The sequence below is a fragment of the Arenibacterium sp. CAU 1754 genome (assembly GCF_054482635.1).
On sequence record NZ_JBTLRG010000002.1, the window covers coordinates 570,128 to 590,205 of the forward strand.

Annotated in this window: 19 protein-coding genes; 2 read left to right on the forward strand and 17 right to left on the reverse strand. The window is 61.2% G+C overall.

What is annotated here, in order from left to right:
• Window positions 1-8: 8 nt before the first annotated feature.
• From ACXYMO_RS09540 to trpS, 12 genes are all read right to left on the reverse strand, one after another.
• Entirely contained in the window at window positions 9-974 is a 966-nt protein-coding gene (locus ACXYMO_RS09540) for an ABC transporter permease (RefSeq protein WP_458878466.1), read from the reverse strand.
• Window positions 974-2,068 carry an ABC transporter permease gene (locus ACXYMO_RS09545; protein WP_458878467.1) on the reverse strand — a complete coding sequence of 365 codons (1,095 nt, stop codon included), beginning with the start codon at window positions 2,066-2,068 and terminating at the stop codon, window positions 974-976. The genes ACXYMO_RS09540 and ACXYMO_RS09545 overlap by 1 nt, the downstream gene beginning before the upstream one ends.
• The gene (locus ACXYMO_RS09550; protein ID WP_458878468.1) at window positions 2,068-3,606 is read right to left on the reverse strand and encodes an ABC transporter ATP-binding protein; all 1,539 of its coding nucleotides are present in this window, start codon (window positions 3,604-3,606) and stop codon (window positions 2,068-2,070) included. The genes ACXYMO_RS09545 and ACXYMO_RS09550 overlap by 1 nt, the downstream gene beginning before the upstream one ends.
• A 161-nt stretch (window positions 3,607-3,767) precedes the next feature.
• Window positions 3,768-4,763 carry a BMP family lipoprotein gene (locus tag ACXYMO_RS09555; protein ID WP_458878469.1) on the reverse strand — a complete coding sequence of 332 codons (996 nt, stop codon included), beginning with the start codon at window positions 4,761-4,763 and terminating at the stop codon, window positions 3,768-3,770.
• 152 nt (window positions 4,764-4,915) lie between these two features.
• Entirely contained in the window at window positions 4,916-5,335 is a 420-nt protein-coding gene (locus ACXYMO_RS09560; RefSeq protein ID WP_458878470.1) for a GNAT family N-acetyltransferase, read from the reverse strand.
• The gene (gene tsaB, locus ACXYMO_RS09565; protein ID WP_458878471.1) at window positions 5,335-5,949 is read right to left on the reverse strand and encodes a tRNA (adenosine(37)-N6)-threonylcarbamoyltransferase complex dimerization subunit type 1 TsaB; all 615 of its coding nucleotides are present in this window, start codon (window positions 5,947-5,949) and stop codon (window positions 5,335-5,337) included. The genes ACXYMO_RS09560 and tsaB overlap by 1 nt, the downstream gene beginning before the upstream one ends.
• Entirely contained in the window at window positions 5,946-6,401 is a 456-nt protein-coding gene (locus ACXYMO_RS09570) for a GFA family protein (RefSeq protein ID WP_458878472.1), read from the reverse strand. The genes tsaB and ACXYMO_RS09570 overlap by 4 nt, the downstream gene beginning before the upstream one ends.
• A 13-nt stretch (window positions 6,402-6,414) precedes the next feature.
• The gene (locus ACXYMO_RS09575) at window positions 6,415-6,978 is read right to left on the reverse strand and encodes a NifU family protein (RefSeq protein ID WP_458878473.1); all 564 of its coding nucleotides are present in this window, start codon (window positions 6,976-6,978) and stop codon (window positions 6,415-6,417) included.
• 84 nt (window positions 6,979-7,062) lie between these two features.
• Window positions 7,063-8,451, reverse strand: coding sequence for a S1 family peptidase (locus tag ACXYMO_RS09580; RefSeq protein ID WP_458878474.1), 1,389 nt, complete (start codon window positions 8,449-8,451; stop codon window positions 7,063-7,065).
• A 30-nt stretch (window positions 8,452-8,481) separates the two neighbouring features.
• A complete protein-coding gene (locus tag ACXYMO_RS09585) occupies window positions 8,482-8,937 on the reverse strand; it encodes a universal stress protein (RefSeq protein ID WP_458878475.1) in 456 nt (151 codons plus the stop codon).
• A 66-nt stretch (window positions 8,938-9,003) separates the two neighbouring features.
• Window positions 9,004-9,867, reverse strand: coding sequence for a branched-chain amino acid aminotransferase (locus ACXYMO_RS09590; RefSeq protein ID WP_458878476.1), 864 nt, complete (start codon window positions 9,865-9,867; stop codon window positions 9,004-9,006).
• Window positions 9,868-10,330: 463 nt separating this feature from the next.
• On the reverse strand, window positions 10,331-11,353 hold the full coding sequence (gene trpS, locus ACXYMO_RS09595; protein WP_458878477.1) for a tryptophan--tRNA ligase: 1,023 nt from the start codon (window positions 11,351-11,353) through the stop codon (window positions 10,331-10,333).
• An 89-nt stretch (window positions 11,354-11,442) separates the two neighbouring features.
• Between trpS and ACXYMO_RS09600 the strand changes: the two genes are divergently transcribed.
• Window positions 11,443-12,129: a rhomboid family intramembrane serine protease gene (locus ACXYMO_RS09600; RefSeq protein WP_458878478.1), complete on the forward strand. Its 687-nt coding sequence runs from the start codon at window positions 11,443-11,445 to the stop codon at window positions 12,127-12,129.
• A gap of 6 nt (window positions 12,130-12,135) precedes the next feature.
• On the opposite strand, the gene ACXYMO_RS09605 is transcribed toward ACXYMO_RS09600, so the two are convergent.
• From ACXYMO_RS09605 to murJ, 3 genes are all read right to left on the reverse strand, one after another.
• Entirely contained in the window at window positions 12,136-12,327 is a 192-nt protein-coding gene (locus tag ACXYMO_RS09605) for a YgaP family membrane protein (RefSeq protein WP_458878479.1), read from the reverse strand.
• Window positions 12,328-12,400: 73 nt separating this feature from the next.
• A complete protein-coding gene (locus ACXYMO_RS09610) occupies window positions 12,401-13,000 on the reverse strand; it encodes a Crp/Fnr family transcriptional regulator (protein ID WP_458878480.1) in 600 nt (199 codons plus the stop codon).
• 3 nt (window positions 13,001-13,003) lie between these two features.
• The gene (murJ, locus tag ACXYMO_RS09615) at window positions 13,004-14,542 is read right to left on the reverse strand and encodes a murein biosynthesis integral membrane protein MurJ (RefSeq protein ID WP_458878481.1); all 1,539 of its coding nucleotides are present in this window, start codon (window positions 14,540-14,542) and stop codon (window positions 13,004-13,006) included.
• Between the two features lie 375 nt (window positions 14,543-14,917).
• On the opposite strand from murJ, the gene rsgA reads away from it, so the two are divergent.
• Entirely contained in the window at window positions 14,918-15,979 is a 1,062-nt protein-coding gene (gene rsgA / locus ACXYMO_RS09620) for a ribosome small subunit-dependent GTPase A (RefSeq protein ID WP_458878482.1), read from the forward strand.
• Between the two features lie 61 nt (window positions 15,980-16,040).
• Here the strand turns inward: rsgA and ACXYMO_RS09625 are convergent, their stop codons facing one another.
• Together ACXYMO_RS09625 and ACXYMO_RS09630 are read right to left on the reverse strand one after the other, a co-directional pair.
• A complete protein-coding gene (locus ACXYMO_RS09625) occupies window positions 16,041-18,869 on the reverse strand; it encodes a [protein-PII] uridylyltransferase (RefSeq protein ID WP_458878483.1) in 2,829 nt (942 codons plus the stop codon).
• Window positions 18,829-20,007 (reverse strand): penicillin-binding protein activator, encoded by a 1,179-nt coding sequence (locus ACXYMO_RS09630; RefSeq protein WP_458878484.1) that lies wholly within the window; start codon window positions 20,005-20,007, stop codon window positions 18,829-18,831. The genes ACXYMO_RS09625 and ACXYMO_RS09630 overlap by 41 nt, the downstream gene beginning before the upstream one ends.
• Window positions 20,008-20,078 lie beyond the last annotated feature (71 nt).

The following is a 20,078-nucleotide window of genomic DNA, read 5'->3' on the forward strand; positions in this document are numbered from 1 at the left end:
GCGCTGTCCTAGCGTTCCTTGACATAAGGTTCACCACCAGCGCGCGGCGGGATGGCCTTGCCCACAAATCCGGCCAGAATAACGACGGTCAGAACATAGGGCAGGGCGTCCATGACCTGGACCGGGATCACGAAGTCTCCGATGTTGATGTTCTGGTACCTCAGCGCAATGGCTTGCAGGAATCCGAACAGAAGACAGGCCCACATTGCGTGCCATGGACGCCATTTGGCAAAGATCAGCGCGGCAAGCGCGATAAACCCGCGCCCGGCGGTCATGTCCTTGACGAACCCGGCCTGAAGCGCGGTTGCCAGATAGGCCCCGGCGATCCCGCAAAGGATGCCACAGATGCCGACAGCGGCATAGCGCAGGCCCACAACTGAAACACCGGCCGTATCGACCGCGGCTGGGTTTTCCCCAACGGCGCGCAGGCGCAGGCCGAACCGGGTGCGGTAAAGGATCCACCACGTGGCGGGCACCGCCAGAATGGCGATATAGACAAGGACCGAGTGGCCCGAGATTAATTCGGAATAGACGGGGCCAAGGCCGGGCACATCACGCAGGGGTTCGGCAAAGGGGAAGGTGATCGGGTTGAACCGTCCACCACCGATCAGTGACGGGGTGCGCCCACCTTGTTGAAACCAGTCCTGCGCGATCAGAACTGTCATGCCCGCGGCAAGAAAATTGATCGCGACACCGGAAATCAATTGATTGCCGCGAAAGGTGATCGATGCCAGACCATGCAAGGCTGACAGAGCAAGGGAAGCCGCGATTCCGGCCAGCAGGCCAAGCCAGACCGACCCCGAAACGGCGGCGATGGCGGCCGAGAAAAAGGCGGCTGCAAGCATCTTGCCTTCCAGTCCGATGTCGAAAATCCCGGCCCGTTCGGAAAACAACCCGGCAAGGCAGGCCAGCAAAAGAGGAGTTGCCAGGCGGATGGTGCTGTCGAGCACCTGGATGATCGTCAGGAAATCCATCAGCCGTTTTCCTTCCGCAGGGCAAGGAACAGTTTTTCAAGCGGCATGCGCACCATGTTGTCCAATGCGCCGGTGAACAGGATCACCAGCGCCTGGATGACCACGATCAATTCGCGCGGGATCTTGGTCCAGAGCGCAAGTTCGGCGCCGCCCTGATAGAGAAAGCCGAACAGGATGGCCGCCAGGAAAACGCCAAAGGGGTGCGAACGGCCCATCAGCGCAACAGCGATCCCGATGAAACCGGCCCCTTCGGTGGCGTTCAGGACAAGGCGCTCGGCCTCGCCCATGACATTGTTGATTGCCATCAGGCCAGCCAAGGCCCCCGAGATCAGCATCGCGATCATGGTGATGCGCACCGGAGAAATGCCCGCGTAAAGCGCGCCGCTTTCCGAATGCCCATAGGCACGGATGGAATAGCCCAGACGCGTGCGCCAGATCAGCAGCCAGATAACGACACAGGCGGCGATGGCGACAAGCAGGCTGATGTTGGCCGGTGCGGCCTTGGAAAACGAAATGCCCAAGGGGGCCAGCAATTCGTGCAGCGTCGGCAGGTGCACAGCCTCGGGGAAACGCCGGGTTGCCGGGTCCATCGACCCTTCGGGGCGCATCACGTTGACCAGCATGTAATTCAGCACCGCGGCGGCGATGAAGTTGAACATGATGGTGGTGATCACGATATGGCTGCCGCGCTTGGCCTGAAGATAGGCCGGAATCGCTGCCCAGGCTGCGCCGAACAGGGCGGCTGCGAGGGACGCGAAGATCAGCGCCAGCGACCAGTGAGGCCACGGGATATAGACGCACACCATCGCCACGCCCAATCCGCCCAGCATCGCCTGACCTTCGCCGCCGATGTTGAACAGGCGCGCGTGAAAGGCCACCGCGACGGCCAGCCCGGTGAACATGAAGTTGGTTGCATAGTAGAGCGTGTAACCCCAGCCATAGGTGGACCCCAGCGCCCCATTGACCATCAGCTTCACGGCGGCGATGGGGTCTTCGCCAATGCCAAGAATGACCAGCGCCGACAGAATGGCCGCCAGGCTCAGCGAGATCAGGGGAACCAGGACCACCTCGGCCCATTTTGGCATCACATCCATCAAGCGGCCTCTTCGTTCACGCCGGCCATCAGCAGGCCCAGTTCTGTTTCGTCGGTGTCCTGTGGCATGCGTTCACCCATGATGTGCCCGTCGAACATGACTGCGATGCGATCGGCGAGCGAGAAGATTTCCTCAAGCTCGACCGAGACCAGAAGGATCGCTTTGCCCTGATCGCGCAGGGCGACGATCTGCTGGTGGATGAATTCGATGGCCCCGATGTCCACGCCGCGGGTGGGCTGCCCGACAAGCAGCAGGTCGGGATTGCGTTCGATTTCACGGGCAACGACGATCTTTTGCTGGTTGCCGCCGGAAAAATTCTTGGCGGCCAGCCACGGGTCGGGCGGTCGCACGTCAAATTTTTCCATCTTCGCCGCGGTGTCGCGGCGCAGGGCGGCGTTGTTCATGAACAGGGCGTTGCGCTGATAGGTGGCATCGTGGTGATAGCCAAAGGCGACGTTTTCCCAGGCGTGGAAGTCCATGATCAGACCTTCGCGCTGCCGGTCCTCGGGAACGTGGGCAATGCCCCGCGCCCGGCGCGACTGCCCGTCTGACTGTTTGCCGGTCAAATCAAGTGGCTGACCGTTCAACAGGATCGTGCCGGTGGCGCGGCGCATGCCGCCAAGCACCTCAAGCAATTCGGACTGACCGTTCCCGGCGACCCCGGCAATGCCCAGGATTTCGCCTGCTCGCACGGTCAGGTCTATGCCTTTGATCCGTTCAACGCCGGTCTCGTCCGTGACATGCAGGTTCTGGATTTCCAGAACCGGCTTGCCCGGTGTGGCGGGCGCCTTGTCGACGCGCAACAGAACCTTGCGGCCCACCATCAGCTCGGCCAGGTGTTCGGGGCTGGTGTCTGCGGTTTTGACCGTGGCGGTCATCTCGCCGCGCCGCATCACGCTGACCGTGTCGGTGATATCCATGATCTCGCGCAGCTTGTGGGTGATCAGGATGATGGTTTTGCCCTCTTCGCGCAGGCGATGCAGGATGCGGAACAGCTGATCCGCCTCGGCCGGGGTCAGAACGCCCGTGGGTTCGTCCAGGATCAGGATTTCGGCCTGCCGGTACAGCGCCTTGAGGATTTCGACCCGCTGTTGTTTGCCCACGCCCAGATCCTCGATCACGGCGTCGGGGTCCACGTTCAGCCCGTATTCGCGTTCAAGATCGACCAGAGTGGCGCGGGCCTTGGACAGCGAGGGTTTCAACAGCCCCCCGTCCTCGGCGCCCAGAATGATGTTTTCCAGAACGGTAAAGTTTTCGACCAGTTTGAAGTGCTGAAACACCATCCCGATCCCGGCGGCGATGGCGGCCTGGCTGTCGGGAATTTCGGTTTTCTGTCCGCCGATGAAAATCTCGCCCTTATCAGCTTTGTAAAAACCATAGAGAATGCTCATCAACGTGGATTTGCCCGCGCCGTTTTCACCAATGATCCCGTGGATCGTGCCGGGGGCGACGCTGATGGAAATATCCTTGTTGGCCTGCACCGGGCCGAACGCCTTGGATATGCCTTTGAGTTCGATTGCGGGGGCTTGGGTGTTCATGATTTCACACTATGACCGCCGACAACCGGACGTGTCTTTCCGTTATTTTTGGCCGCGGTATTTTTCTGAACCGGGGCCGCCGAGGAATGTCTTGGCAAAAAGAACAGAAAAATGGGTCGCGCGGTGAAATGCGGGGCCGAAAATTCGGCCCCGCGTTCCAATCAGAAGCTGAGAACCGGGCAGCTGTCGTCAGACATATAGTCGTGCACTTTCAACTCGCCGCTGGCGATCTTGGCCGATGCGGCATCAACCGCGGCCTGCATTTCGGCACTGACCAGCGCGGCGTTGTTGTCATCCATTGCATAGCCCACACCGCCATTGGCCAGACCCATGACGTTGAATCCGGTTTCCATGTCGGGACCATCGGTAAAGGCCGCATACACCGCATTGTCGACGCGTTTCATCATCGAGGTCAGAACCTTGCCCGGGTGCAGATAGTTCTGGTTGCTGTCCACACCGATCGACAGGATGCCTTCATCTGCAGCGGTCTGCAGAACACCGACGCCCGTACCGCCAGCCGCAGCATAGACGACATCTGCACCCTGGCTGATCTGTGCCTTGGTCAGCTCCGATCCCTTGACCGGGTCATTCCAGGCCGACGGGGTGGTGCCGGTCATGTTTGCGATGACCTTGGCCTCGGGGTTGGCGGCCAGAACGCCCTGGGCATAGCCACAGGCGAATTTGCGGATCAGCGGGATGTCCATACCGCCGATAAAGCCGACCGTGCCCGATTTTGATGCCTGCGCAGCCATCATGCCGACCAGGTATGACCCTTCGTGTTCGTTGAACACGACTGAGCGAACGTTGGGGGCATCAACCACCATGTCGATGATCACGAACCTTGTGTCCGGGTAATCGGCCGCGACCTGACCCAGGGCATCGGCAAAGGCGAAACCGGCCATGACGATCGGGTTTGCGCCCGCTTCGGCAAAGCGGCGCAATGCTTGTTCGCGCTGGGCTTCGGATTGCAGTTCGATTTCACGAAAGCTTTCGCCGGTTTCATCGGCCCAACGTTTGGCCCCATTGAACGCGGCCTCGTTGAAGGATTTGTCGAACTTTCCGCCCAGGTCAAAGATGAGGGCCGGTTCGGCCAGCGCAGCACCTGCGGTCAGGGCAAGGCTCGCGGCGGCACCCATAAGGGTTTTCATGAGGGTCATCTGGTTCTCCCGTTGTTTTTCATGTTTTGGGGCCGCGCGGCGGTTGCCTGGCGGCCCGAAAGCGAAGGTCGTTGCTTCTATGCGTCAATTTAGGACGCAGGCGGCGCAAGCGGTCAACCGCTTTTTGTGCGCAGAGGCCGGGATCTGCCTGCTTACCGTTGGGTCAGGTCCAATGCCATGACCAAGGCGTCGGCGGCAGGGCCTGTTTCGCGGGCGTAATAGCCGCGTCTCTGGCCGCATATGCCAAACCCGCAGGCCTGATAGAGCGCGATGGCTGCGGGGTTGTCCGCCGCCACCTCCAGAAAAAGGCGCGATGCGCCTTTTTCGGCTGCGGTGGCCTGCAAAGCCTGAACAAGGGCGCGGGCCAGACCCCGGCGGCGATGGTCAGGATGGGTCGCGATGGTCAGCAGTTCCGCCTCATCCGCAATGACACGCACAAGGGCAAAAGCGCGTGTATCGCCCTGGGCAAAGGTGGCGGGGCGGGCCAGAAGGGCAGCGAATTCATCGGCCGACCATGGGCGTGACTGGTCAAAGGCCGCGCCGTGCAAGGCGGCCATTTCGGCGTGCGACATCAATCCAGAAGGACCGGCGGTTCATCGCGGGACGGGGCCGCGTCGGCGGGGCGCAAATACATCGGCGCCGGGGGCGGCGCGGTATCGGGCCAGTGTGCGGCGGCCAGTTGCGCAATGGCGCAGGCCAGGTGGTCCGGGGCAGGCTGTGGCGCGATGGTCAGCCCATGCGAGTCGGCCACCTGTTGTGCCGCGTCTCGGTCCATGATGGCCAGGGCATCATCGGGAAGGGCGACATAAAGCTGATCGCGCGGGGCGGGGATGGTGATCAGCCCTGGCGCCTGCAGCGCTTGCGCGCGCGCCTCGAAACCGTCGATACCATAGGCGGGAATGTCCAACCCAAGCGCAAGGCCACGCGCGGCGGACACGGAAATGCGGATGCCGGTAAAGTTGCCCGGCCCGGTGCCCACCCCGATGGCCGACAGATCGCGCCATGTGTGGCCGGTTTCGGCAAGCAGTTCCTCGATTAGGGGCATCAGGCGTTCCGCCTGGCCGCGTCCCATTTCCTCGGATCGGCTGGCCAGTACCGTGTCACCCGATACCAAAGCCGCCGCACAATGGGTACCAGACGTGTCAAAACCCAGCACCAGCGGGGTATCGTGGGCATTGTCGGTCATTGGGCTCTGTCAGATCCGCGTTGCGCGGCTTTTTGAGCGTCGCGGGCGCTGCCGGGATTTTGCTCAAGATCGTCCTCGATGTGCAACCAGGGCAGGCGTGACCCGGCGTGGCTGTGCAGTTTTGGTACCAGATCGTTCGCCTGATCCAGAATGCCGACCGGGACATAAACCTGGCCCGGCAGATAGTCGAACCACGCGGCCAGAGGCGACCCGCAGGTGCCGCAGAACCGGCGCGCGACCCCATCGGCGCAGGACACCTGCGCCGGTTCGGGGGTGATCGTCACATCGTCGGTCGCAAAGGCGGCAAAGGCCGCGACCGGGGCGCCGGTGATGCGGCGGCAATCAGAGCAGTGGCAATAGGATACCGTCTGGGGACGCGACAGCGCGGACAGGCGCGTCGCACCGCAATAACACCGACCGGTGATCGGGGATGGGTCCGGAGTATCTTGCACGTTTGACCGGTCGTCAGACGGCAACCGGGCGCACCTCGGTCACTTCGGGAATGTAGTGGCGCAGCAGGTTTTCGATGCCCATTTTCAGGGTCAGCGTCGAGGACGGGCACCCTGCACAGGCCCCTTGCATGTGCAGATAGACCACGCCGCGATCGAACCCGTGAAAGGTGATGTCGCCACCGTCCTGGGCCACCGCAGGACGCACCCGGCTGTCCAGAAGTTCCTTGATCTGGCCGACGATCTCGGCGTTTTCGCCGCTATGCTCGGCATGGCCCGAGGCGGTCGCATGGCCATCGTCGATCACCGGTTGCCCCGACTGGAAATGTTCCATCACAGCGCCAAGAATGGCGGGCTTGATGTGATCCCAATCGACGGCGTCGGCCTTGGTCACGGTGACAAAGTCATTGCCGAAAAATACTCCCTGTACACCCTCGACCGCAAAGATACGGCGCGCCAAGGGCGATTTGTCCGCGGCATCGGCCGTGGGAAAATCGGCTGTGCCGACCTCAAGTACGCTCTGGCCGGGCAAAAACTTCAGCGTTGCCGGGTTGGGTGTGGATTCAGTTTGGATGAACATGACGCGTCTCCGTATATGCCCCCTTGATATGCTGGTGCGGTGCCGACAAGTCAAGGTTTGGAACCATTCCAAATTGGCGATATCTCAGCGGCAGAAGACCGGTACAACCGCGCGTTCCAGGCTGTTCCTGACCTCATTTGCGGACCCATCGTGATCGGTACTGTCACGCTGATCAAAGAAGACATCCTCGCGATACAGCATGTCCGCAATTGCATGGGTCGGTGCGGCCAGCGACAGCTGATCGGGCAGGGCACGTGACGCGTTGGCGGGGCGGCCAACCATGACGGCGATGATCCTGTTGCTGGCATCCAGAACCGGCGCGCCCAGATTGCCGGGTCTGAACGGCATCGCCAGACCGCGGCGCTGACCGGCGCCAAGATACCGGTTCTGACCATCAACCTGACCGTGGGAACTGACCAGCGCGGTGAACCCGCGCTGGTACAAAGGATAGCCCAGTGCGAAAACACGGCTTTGCGGTTGCGGTTCGGACTGCACCGCCAAAGGCAGCCAGTCGCGCGACCGCGCGGGCGATGTCACCACGACCGCCCCCATCGCGCGGGTGTTTTCAAGCGGCGTCAGCGCTGTTCCGTCACCCAGCTTCAGCCCCCGGCACATGCGCAGAACGGCTGTTGCGGTCAAAAGATCGGTGTTGTTGATGTAAAACGCGGTTCCGGCAAAGGCACCGCTATCCTTTTTGGAAACAACCGGTGTCGGCTGGGCCGCAGGCGCGGTTTCCGCTGCAAGCGCCAGAATGGCGCGCTGGATCAGGCCGCCCTCGGGCAGAACCAGCCCCGGCTGTTTGCCAAGCGAAATGCTGGCGAGGATGATCCGCGCGGCCTGTGCCTGCTTGGGGTGCCACCGCACCCGCGTCGTGACAAAATCCTGCCCTCGCCGGTGCGAGCGGAGATAGACCGTGTTCCTCTTGTCGCTTAGCACGGCCGCGGTGATGCGCCGATCTACGGTGCGCACAATCGGCGCTGTCGCGGGGGTCAACGCATTGTCGATCACCCATTTGTGGAGAGTTTCCGTGGTGGCCGCATCATCCCTTCGCGTGCGCACCAGCAATTCGCCCCTGCGCTCCAGGAAGGTGACTCGCTCCTGGCCGGGCTGGCGGATGACCAGCGCCAACGGCAACAGGTAGGACATATCGGTGTTCGGGTCGTGAAAGACCTGCCAGCGCCCTTCGGTCAATGATTTCTGAAACGGCCGTGCAAGGGTGGCCAGATCGCGGACCGTAACGGTGTCATGGCCCAGGTCCTGTTGAACTGTTTCGTTCAAGGCGCGCAGGCTGCGCCGGCCCCACGCCCCGTCAATCAGCCCGGTGTAACGCCCGTTTCCGGCAAGCAGCGCCTGCAGGAACCTGACTTCGACAGGGCGCAATTGTTCCAGCGGCGCAGGTCGGTCCAGAAACGGTTCGGCCATGGCGCTTGCGCTGGACAGGACGGTCAGGATCAGAGCCAGAATGTAACGCATGGTACCTCTTACAAGACTTGGGGATCTTAATCAGGTGATCGCTTCCAGCTTTTCCTTGCTCAGATCTCCGGGAACAATCGTTATGGGGATGGGCAGCGATCCGGCCGAGCGGCTCAGCTGTGTCACCAGCGGACCGGGGCCTTTCTTGTCCGTGCCCGCACCCAGAACCAGAACGCCGATTTCCTGGTCTTCCTTGATCTGGGCGATGATCTCGGGAACAGGATCGCCCTCCCGGATAACAAGTTGGGGGTCGATCCCCTGCTTGTCCCGCATCCATTTGGCGAAGACCTCGAAATGAGCGTGAATGCGTTCGCGCGCCTCGTCACGCATCACTTCGCCCACACCGATCCAGTGGTTGAATTCGTCTGGCGGGATGACCGACAGGATTTCCACGGCGCCATTGGTCTTGGCGGCGCGCATGGCGGCAAAGCGCATCGCGTTCAGACATTCGCGGCTGTCATCCAGCACGACCAGAAACTTGCGCATGTGCGGTCCCCCTTTTGCAGGGGCGATCATGGCGCAAGGACATGTCTCGCGCAATAGAGGCCGCGCTCACCCGTTGGATGCGGCCCAGTCCCAGTACATTTCACGTACCTGGCGGGTCACGGGGCCAATCTGATACTGTCGGTCATCGAATGCGCTGACCGGCGTCACCTTGTTCATGTTCCCGGACATGAACACTTCGTCCGCGTCCTCGAAATCAGAAAAGGACAAAACACATTCATGCACCGTCATTCCGTCGGCGCGCATGTTGTTCAGATGACGTGCGCGGGTGATCCCGGCCAGAAATGTCCCGTTGGAGATCGGGGTGAACACCTCACCATCGCGCACCATAAAGATGTTGGCGGTGGCGGTTTCCGCCACGTTGCCCATGGCATCGGCAACCAATGCGTTGGAAAACCCTTTCGATCGCGCCTCGACCAGCATGCGGGCATTGTTGGGATAAAGGCAGCCCGCCTTGGCATTGACCACCGCGTCCTCCATCACCGGACGGCGAAACCGCGTGCGCGTCAGCGTGGCCGACGCGGTTTCCGGCGCCATCGGGATTTCCTCAAGACAGATGGCGAACCCGGTTTCATCCGGTTGCGGCACAATCGCGGTGACATCCCCATCAATGCCCCAGTACATCGGGCGGATGTACACGGCGGCATTAGGGGCGTGCGCTTTCAGCCCCTCGCGCACAATTTCGACCATATCCCCGACCGGGACCGTCGGTTTCAGCATCAGCGCCTCGGCCGACCGGTTCACCCGCGCGCAATGCGCCTCAAGGTCCGGGGCCAGCCCGTCAAAGCGGCGCGCGCCGTCAAAGACACCCGACCCCAACCATGCGCCATGGTCGGCAGCCCGCATGATCGGAACGTCGCCATCATGCCACTGACCTTCGAAATAGGTTCGGATATTGCTGCCGGTTGCCATCGTTGCCTCCCTGTTGCCGGGGCGACCCTAGGACGGGATCGCCACCGGGGTCCATAGGGTGGGCACGTCATTCTTCATCTTGCCAGGAAAACTCTGGGGTTTGGGGCAAAGCCCCAAGTCGCACGAAGTGCCATGAAAGGCACGCGTCGCAGCGCGCGTCCGTTGAAGGGGAGAGCGGCGATTTTTCCGTTCGTGCTTTCTGAGCGAGAGCGTATCGCGATGTTCAGCGGTATCAAGGTGTGGCTCCGGCAAGCAAACCAATACCGGTTTGGACCGAACCTTATGGCAAGCCCCGGAAGGTTTTCGGGGGCAATTTCTGTGCCGCCCGTTTGGCCCGGCAATATTCTCTGACAGCGATGATGCTGGCCACGACGATCCTTGGACTGCTCAGCGCAGTCTGGGTCATCCGGCTCGACAGGAGCGAGGGCGATGCCCAGCCGATTTGACCGGGTTGCCGGTGGCGTCAGACCGGGGCGACCATCCCGACAATGTCATAGGTCTTGCGCAGGATCGGTGCGGTGATCTCGCGGGCGCGCTGGGACCCGGCCGACAAAATCCGGTCGATTTCGGCCGGGTCGTTCATCAATCGTGCCATTTCGGTCGAGATCGGCGACAGTTTGGCCACCGCCAGATCGGCCAGCATCGGTTTGAACGCCCCGAACTGAAGACCGCCCACCTCGGCCAGCACCTGATCGACCGTCTGGTCGGACAGGCCCGCATAAATGTTGATGAGGTTGCGCGCGTCGGGGCGGTCTTCCAGCCCCTTGGCCTCGGAAGGGAGGGCATCAGGGTCGGTCTTGGCCTTGCGGATCTTCTTGGCGATGGCATCGGCATCATCGGTCATGTTGATGCGGCTGGCATCGGACGGATCGGATTTGCTCATCTTCTTGGTGCCGTCGCGCAGGGACATCACCCGCGTCGCGGCACCTTCGATTACCGGTTCGGTGATCGGAAAGAAATCAACGCCATAGTCATGGTTGAACTTGGCCGCGATGTCGCGGGTCAGTTCCAGATGTTGTTTCTGATCCTCGCCCACGGGCACATGCGTCGCGTGATAGATCAGGATATCGGCCGCCATCAGCGCAGGGTATGCAAACAACCCCAGGGAGGCCGCCTCGGCATTCTTGCCGGCCTTGTCTTTCCATTGGGTCATGCGACCCATCCAGCCCATCCGTGCCACGCAGTTGAAGATCCACGCAAGCTGCGCGTGCTCGGGCACCTGGCTTTGGTTGATCAGGATGGATTTGGTCGGGTCGATCCCAGATGCGATGAAACCGGCGCACAATTCGCGCGTGTTGCGGGTCAGGTCCGCAGGGTCCTGCCAGACGGTGATCGCATGCAGGTCAACCATGCAATAGACGGTTTCGAACGCATCACCCTGCATGCCCACAAACCGTTTGATCGCGCCCAGATAATTGCCCAGCGTCAGACCACCCGAGGGCTGGATCCCGGAAAACACCCGTGGCGTGAAGGTGGATTGGGTCATCTGGGTCAACTCCCGGCTGGCAAAATTCGCCCGCCTCGCTTACCCATGGGGCCAAGCGCCGTCAAGAAGCCGAAAAGGAAGCCGGGCAAATGAGCAGTCAGAACAATGTCTCCGCGGTCAACCCGCTGCCACCTGTCGTGGTGGCGCTGTTTCTGGTGCTGATCGGGATCGAACTGGTGTTTCAGGCCGGGGCCCGGGGCCTCGCCGGTGGTCCGGCTGCGATTGGCTGGCGGCTCGAGGCGTTGCAGAAATACGCCTTTTCCGGCGAAATCGCGATCTGGATGTGGGAAACCGGCCGCTGGCCGATGGCGCATCTGATCCGCTTTGTCAGCTATCCGTTCATCCACGGGTCCTTTACCCAGACCCTGTTCGCCGGTGTGATGCTTCTGGCGATGGGCAAGATGGTCGCCGAGGTGTTCGGCGCGGTGGCGATGCTGGTGGTGTTTTTCGCTTCGTCCGTCGGCGGGGCGCTGGTGTTTACGCTGTTCAGCGGTGAAAACGCGGTTCTGATCGGGGCCTTTCCGCCAATCTATGGCTTGATCGGGACCTTTACCTATCTGTTGTGGCGCAACTTGTCGGTGGTCGGCGCCAATCAGGCGCTGGCCTTTTCGCTGATCGGCATTCTGATGGCCTTTCAACTGTTGTTCGGCCTGATCTTCGGCCTGCAAAGCGATTGGATCGCCGATCTCGCCGGCTTTTCCATCGGGTTTGGTCTGTCGTTCCTGATCGCCCCGGGCGGATGGGCCAGTTTCCTCAGCCACATCCGCAAGGAGTGATCAAACTCAGTTCTTGAGCGGGCAGGTGCTGAGCCCGAGGATGCGATAGAGCGGGCAAAAGCCGATCAAACCGGTCACCAGCGGGACAAGTCCAACCCAGCCCCACGGGGTCTGAGGGCCGATAAAGACAAGCGACAATAGCACAAGGCCAAGAATGACGCGAAGCACGCGGTCGATGGTGCCTTCGTTGCGGGTCATGGGATATTCCTTTCGGTTTTGATCCTGAATGGCCTGATCATACACTATTTTGGTGCGCAGGTCGGTGACAGTGTCACCGTTCCTGTGCGGCAATCCGTTCCAATGCGGCCCGGTCCAGTAAGCGCAGGCGCCCGCGCATCGGTTCGACCAGCCCCTGACGCGCAAATTCAGCCAGCCTGCGACTGACGAATGCGCGCCCCGAGGCGGTTTCGGCGGCAAGGCTGTCATGGGTCGCGGCGACCTCATCGCCTGCGCCGGCGAGGCGCACAAGGGCACGGGCCAGTCGCGTATCAAACCCGGTCAGGGCAACGTCCTCGACCAGTTGTTCGTAATCCGAGAACCGGCGGGCCACCGCGCGCAGCACCTCGGAGCGAAAGGCGGCGTCGTCGGACATTCTGGTTTGAAACAGCGCGTTGGGCAGGATTTCTCCGGTCACGTCCGTTTCGGCAATGCCTTCGGCGCTGTACTGGCCGCCATCGGTCAGGCAGGAAAAGGTTTGCAGGCAGACATCCCCGGGCCGCACGCGGTAAAGAACCATTTCACGTCCGTTGGCCCCGGTCAGGGTTACGCGGATCGTGCCCGAGGTGACACGCACAAAGCCGGGGCACTCTTGGTCCGGGCGGAACAGAACGGTGCCGGCGCCGCATCGGAGGGGGATCGGTGTATCACTCATCGTTCAGCGCCTGATGGCTCGACGGAATTCGGACAGTCGGAAGGCCCCGATCAGGTGGCCCGTTGCGAAATAGACGACCATGCCCAGTGCAACCAATGCCGCCAGTGCAAGATAGCGCCAGCCGGCTGTTTGCAGAAGATCCGACAACAGGTGTGCCGCGCCCCACAGGGCCGCACCCATGATCGCCGAAGCAAGGCAGATGCGCCAGATACGGGTGTGGAACCGAGTATCAAACCGGGCGACATCACCCATGGGCCGCGCCCCTAGCGTCAGTTGCGCCACCATGACCCAGCCCGCCAGCGTGGTCGCAACTGCGGGCGCCAGCCAACCGAGCGAGGGCGCAAGGCCGATGGCGACAACCGCGTTGAACACCATTGCCACAAGGGCATAATTGAACGGCGACCGGGTGTTTTCGCGGGCAAAGTAAAGCGGTTGCAGGATTTTCTGCATCACAAAGGCCGGCAGGCCCGCACCATAAATGGCCACGGCAATGGCGATGGCGGCACTGTCGGCGGCGGTGGTGGCTCCTCGCTCGAACAGGACCGAAACCAACGGCACGGGGATCACCATCAGTGCGGCGGCCGAGGGGATGGTCAGGGCCAGAGAAATCTCGCCCGCGCGGCTGAGCGCGTCACGCCCGCCGTCGCTGTCATCCGCCGCCAGACGGCGCGAGAGGTCGGGCAAAAGAACGATTCCGATAGCGATGCCCACCACGCCCAAGGGCAGTTGATAAAGCCGGTCGGCGGCATATAGCCAGCCGACAGCCTTATCGAAATAACTGGCCACCTGCTGACCGACCAGCAGGTTGACCTGCACCACGCCGCCAGCGAGCGCCGCGGGGATGGCGATGCGGACAAGGCGCCCCAGTTCGGGTGACAGGGTGGGGCGTTTCAGGCGCAGGGAAAACCCGGCCCGCGCTGCGGCGACCCAGACCAGCAACAGCTGTGCGGCCCCGGCCACCGGAATGGTCCAGATCAGGGCCCGCGCAACATCGCCGCCCACCATGGCCGCCGTGGCCATGACCCCGACCAGCAGCACGTTCAGCAGAACCGGTGCCGCTGCGGCGGCGGCAAAGCGGCCCGTGGCGTTCAGAATGCCCGACATCAGGGCCGCCAGGGAAATGAACAGGATATAGGGAAACGCGATGCGCCCGAATTCGACCGACAGATCAAACTGCTCCTGCCCGGAAAACCCACTTGCCAGTGCAAAGATCATCCATGGCATGACCAGCTGTGCAACCAGGGTCAGCGCGATCAGGACCGTCGTCAGCCCGGCCAGTGCATCCTCGGCAAAGCCTTTGGCGTCCTGATCCGCTTCCAGCTTTTTTGAGAACATGGGAACGAACGCCATGTTGAACGCGCCCTCGGCGAAAAAGCGGCGAAACATGTTGGGCAGACGAAAGGCCACGACATAGGCCTCGTACAGGGGACCGGTCCCCAGATAGGCCAGGATCATCGCGTCGCGCACGAACCCCAAAACGCGGCTGAGCAGGGTCCACACCCCGACGGTCAGAAAACCTGACATCAGACGGATCGGTTTCATGCGTGCGCCTGTCGGGTGCGGTTTGGCATTTGATTGCCCTTATGCTTCTTGCCTGCGTCAGGAGTAACCGTTTCCGCGGCAGGGGGGAAGTGAGCGGTGATGGAGTCGTTATTTCAAGTCGCGCAAACCGGGAAAACCTTGAGTAAAGCCGACAAGCTGTCTAACTGGTGGTATCGTAATGAAGATTTCATGTTCCGATAAGGTGGGAAGGCAAATGGCCCTTCCGATGCAAATTTGAACTTGTGCCGCATGCTGGGCGACGCTGGCTTGCAGTGGGTCGGGTTTGCGATCTCTCAAATCATCGACGCCAATCCCCCGGCAACAGCCGTGGCTGGAACATGAAAGCCTGACCGAATGGTACGCGACAATTCAAACATGACGCCCCAAAGTGGCATGAAATCAGATGCGGATCGCAAACTCACCACGCTTGAAATGCTGGGGTGGCAGGCCTTTTTCGCGCAGCAGACTGATGTCGATGAAATGTCCGTCACGCCCCCTGCGCGCGTGACCGAAGTGCACCGCAACGGGTTTCAGGTTCTGGGCGAGGGCATTGACATGATGGTTCCACCGGGGCCCGAGGCAACAGTGGGCGACTGGCTTATGGTGAACTTGGACCTGCCGACCCAAAGCCGGGTTCTGGAGCGCAAAAGCCTGATCAAACGGCGCGCACCGGGGCATGATCGTCAGATTCAGTTGATTGCCGCCAATATCGATACGGCCTTTATCGTGACCTCGTGCAATCAGGATTTCAATATTGCGCGGCTGGAGCGGTATGTCGCCCTGGTTTTTGATGCCGGCGTAGACCCGGTGATCCTGCTGACCAAACCCGATCTGAGTGATGCGCCGGAAACCTTTGCGCAAGAGGCCAGAACCATATCGGATCTGGTGCCGGTCGTCGTTTTGAATGCCCGCAGCGAAGAGCCGAAATCAAAACTGGTGCAATGGATCAAGCCGGGGAAAACCGTTGCCTTTCTCGGGTCATCCGGCGTTGGAAAATCCACGCTGGTCAACGCCCTATCGGAAACGGAATCGATCGAAACGCAAGCCATTCGTGAGGACGACGCCAAGGGACGCCACACCACGACGCGCCGGCAGTTGTATTTCCTGCCCAATGGCTGCGCGGTCCTGGACACGCCCGGCATGAGAGAGCTTCAACTGACGGACATGGGCTCGGGTCTGGAGGACGTGTTTTCCGAACTTCACGCGCTGAGCCAGAATTGCCGGTTTCGCGATTGCAGGCACATGAGCGAACCGGGGTGCGCGGTTCTGGCCGCTGTCGAGGATGGGACAGTCGATCGCGCCCGGTTCGAGAGATGGCAGAAACTGGTCGCGGAAGAGCAGGTCAACACCGCAAGCCTTGCGGAGCGGAAATCAAAAGACAAAACATTGGGCAAAACCATCCGCCAGTTCAAGAAGACCAAGAAAAAGGGCGGCTGATCCGCAGATCGCAACAGCATCACCGAGCGTCGAACCGGATTTGCCCATTCAGGGCACAGATCTATTTGTCCGCGCGTTCCGCCCCTTCGGCGATGGCCTTGCGCAACTTGGCCTCAAGCCCGCGTCGTTTGGATTCCGAATGGTATTTCAGCCCGAACATATCCTTGACGTAGAAGGTATCGACCACCTGTTCGCCGTAGGTGGCGATGACCGCATTGGCGATATAGACGTTGGCCGCCGCAAGGGTGCGGGCCAGATCGTAAAGAAGGCCAGGCCGGTCGCGTGTGTCGACCTCGATGATCGTGTAAATCTCGGACCCTTCGTTATCAAAGGTGATGTGGGTCGGCACGTTGAACGCCTTTTCCCGTTTCTTGATCTTGTCACGCGATTTCAATGCGTCGCGCGTGATGACCTGACCTTTGAGTATTTTTTCGATCATCTGGGTCAGGCGCGGCAGACGGTCGGCCTCGTAAGGGGAGCCATCGGAATCCTGAATCCAGAACGCATCGGTCACATAGCCGTCTTTGGTCGTGTAGGATCGCGCATCGACGATGTTGGCCCCGACAAGGGCCAGCGCCCCCGCCAGCCGGGAAAAGATGCCGGGATGGTCGGCCATGACGAAACAGGCGCGCGTTGCATCGCGGTCTTCGTCCGGGTGTAGCCGGATCATGATCTTGCCGGGATCGTCGGATTCCTCCAAATCGCGGAGCATCTCGGCGAAATCGACATGGGCGGTGACATGCAGACCCTGCCAATAGGGTGGGTAGTGCCGCCCCGTTTCCAGTTTAAGCGCGGCTTTGGTCCAGTCCGGCAGCGCCTTGCGCAGTTCCTTTTTCGCCTCGGCGCCCCGGTTTTCGCGGTTCAGATCCTCCATGCCGGTTTCCATCGCGCGTTTGGTCTGGCGATACAGCGCACGGATCAGCGCGGCCTTCCAGTTGTTCCAGACGTGCGGACCAACGCCGCGAATGTCACAGACCGTCAACACCGTCAGCAGGTCCAGCCGTTTGACCGTTTGCACCGCCTTGGCAAAATCGCGCACCGTGCGCGGATCGGCGATATCGCGTTTCTGGGCCATATCGGACATCAGCAGGTGATAGCGCACCAGCCATTCGACCGTTTCGCTGTCGGTCTTGTTCAGGCCAAGGCGCGGCGCGACCTTTCGCGCGATCTGGGCGCCCAGGATCGAATGGTCCTCCGGACGGCCCTTACCGATGTCATGCAGTAGGAGCGCCACATAGAGAACCTTGCGGTTGACGCCACGCTCCAGAATGTTCGAGGCAACCGGCAGTTCTTCGATCAACTCACCCTTTTCGATCTGCGCGAGGTTCGCGATGCACTGGATGATATGTTCGTCCACGGTATAGCTGTGGTACATGTTGAACTGCATCATCGCCACGATCGGTTCGAATTCCGGCAGGAAGGCCGCAAGCACGCCCAGTTCGTTCATGCGGCGCAGCGCGCGTTCCGGGTTGCCGTGTTTCAAAAGCAGGCCGAGAAAGATTTGCCGCGCCTCGCGGTCGTTGCGCATGTCGTCGTCAATCAGGTGCAGGTTTGCGGTGACCAGACGCATGGCATCCGGGTGGATCAGCATCCCGGTGCGCAATCCTTCCTCAAAAATGCGCAGCAGATTCAGCTTGTCCTGTAAAAAGGCGTCGGGATCGATCACGGCAAGGCGATTGTTGATGACCTCATACCCCGGTTTCACACGCGGTTTGCGGCGGAAAATGCGTTCCAGCAGGGGTTCGGATTTGAGGTGGATCGCTTCAAGCTTGGTCAGGAAGATGCGGGTCAGATCGCCCACGGCGGTTGCGTGTCTGAAATAGGCCTGCATGAAGATTTCAACGCCGCGTCTGCCGGCCTTGTCCTCGTATCCCATGCGCTCGGCGACATCGACCTGCAGATCGAAGGTGAGCTGTTCAGTCGGCCGGCCCGTGATCAGGTGCATGTGCGCGCGCACGGCCCACAGAAAATCCTCCGCCTTGACGAATCGGTCGAACTCCTCTGGGCGGAATACGCCCAGCGGCACCAGTTCGGCCGCGTCTTTCACGCCGTGAATGTATTTGGCAATCCAGAACAGCGACTGAAGATCGCGCAACCCGCCTTTGCCCTCTTTCACGTTGGGCTCGACCATATAGCGCTGGCCCTGTTTCTCGTGGCGCTTTTCACGTTCTTCCAGCTTGGCCTCGATAAAATCGCGGCCAGTGCCGGAAAACAGGTCGCTTTCCAGTTTCTCGGCCAGTTCCTGTGCCAAAGGGACGTGGCCGGCAAGGAACCGATGCTCCAACAAGGCGGTGCGGATGGTGAAATCTTCACCTCCCAGCCGGATGCAATCGCGGATGGTCCGGCTGGAATGACCAACCTTCAGCTTGAGATCCCACAGCATGTACAGCATCGATTCAATGACGCTTTCGGCCCAGGCGGTGATTTTGTAGGGCGTCAGGAACAAAAGATCGACATCCGAAAACGGCGCCATTTCGCCCCGCCCATAGCCGCCAACGGCGATCACGGCGATATGTTCGCCCGAGGTCGGGTTGGCAACCGGATGCAGCATTCGGCTCGACACATAGAGCGCCGTCGTCACCAGCCCGTCGGTCAGGTAGGTATAGGACCGCGTCAACGGGCGCGCGGCAAAGGGCGCCTCGGCAAAGGCCTGTGCAATGGCCGCGCGGCCTGCAGTGTTGGCCTCGCGCAAAAGGCGCACGATATCGGCCCGCAGTTTCGCGGGGTCACTCACATCCTTGGCGAGCGCGTCGATTTGATCGCCGATCCTGTCAGCGTCAAAAATGTCGATTGGGTCGCAGATCAGTGGACCGGATGCCGCTATGGAAATCCGGTCCGTTTGCGTGGCTTCAGAAGCCGGCGCCTGAGAAACTTGCTGGGGCAGGGTCAATTACAACCACCTGTCTGTTTTGAATTGTGGCCACGGCCAGCCCCCGCTGGTTTGTGCCGTCTGAACGCAGACGGAAGATACCACCGACGCCCTGGAAACCGGCGCCTTGCGTCAGGGCCGCCCCGGTAAGTGCATTGGATTTGCCCGCGCCGACAAGGGCGCCGATTGCCGCAATGCCGTCATAGGCCAGCCCGCCGATTGGGTGCGGCTGCGCCCCGTAGGTCGCAAGATAGCGCTGGCGGAACTGTCCGCTTCTGGACGGATCCGGCAGGGCGAACCAGCCGCCCTGAACGCCCGGCAGTTCAAGGGTCTGGGCGGGAATATCCCACCGTGTAAGACCGATGAACTGGGTGGTGGTGTTGCTGACGCCAGCCTCGGGCAAAAGCTGTGTCAGAAGCGGCAGCGCACCCGCGGTGTTCGCGGTCAGAAAGATCGCATCGGCCCCGGTCGAGCCAATCGTCTCCTTGATGCGCGGAATGGTGGCGACCACGCTTTGCTGCGAAAGATCGTAACCGACGGCACCGGCGACCCTGGCGCCAGTGCGCCCGGCGGCCGTCTGAACGGCATCGCGCCCTGCCTGTCCGGCAACGTCATTGCTGTGAACGACGAGGATGTTCTTTTTGCCCTGGCGCGCGGCATAGCTGGCCAGCCGGGTCGCGGTATTGTCAAAAGTCGGGCCCAGGATGAACACGTTGCCGCCCGCGATGCTGGCGTTGTTCGAAAAGGCCAGAACGTTGACCTTTTTCGGGGCCACGGCCAACCCGACGGCGTTTGCGGATTCCGCATAAACGGGGCCAAGGATGATCTGGGCGCCATCATTGACTGCCTTGACCGCCTGACTGGCGGCGGTAGCCGCTGAACCCGCGGTGTCATAGACCCGCAGGTCAACTTTCACACCCTGCAAATCGGCGATCGCCAGACGTGCGGCGTTTTCGAGGCTTTTGGCAAGAAGCGCATCCCCCTGTTGGCCCGATCCCTGGGGAATCAGAAGGGCAACCGGTACAGGGGCTGTTGTATCTATGGTGGGGCCGGCGCCCGTGCCCACGGCAACGGCGTCACAGGACGCAAGTAACATCGTGGCCCCCAAGGCCAGGGACGTGAGGGTTGCCTTGCGGGCACGGCGAAAAACAGCAAACATGGTACGGAAACTCCCTGATCCGGCGATTTGACGCCGCGTTCTTGTCGGTCCGGGATAATAAACGTCAATGA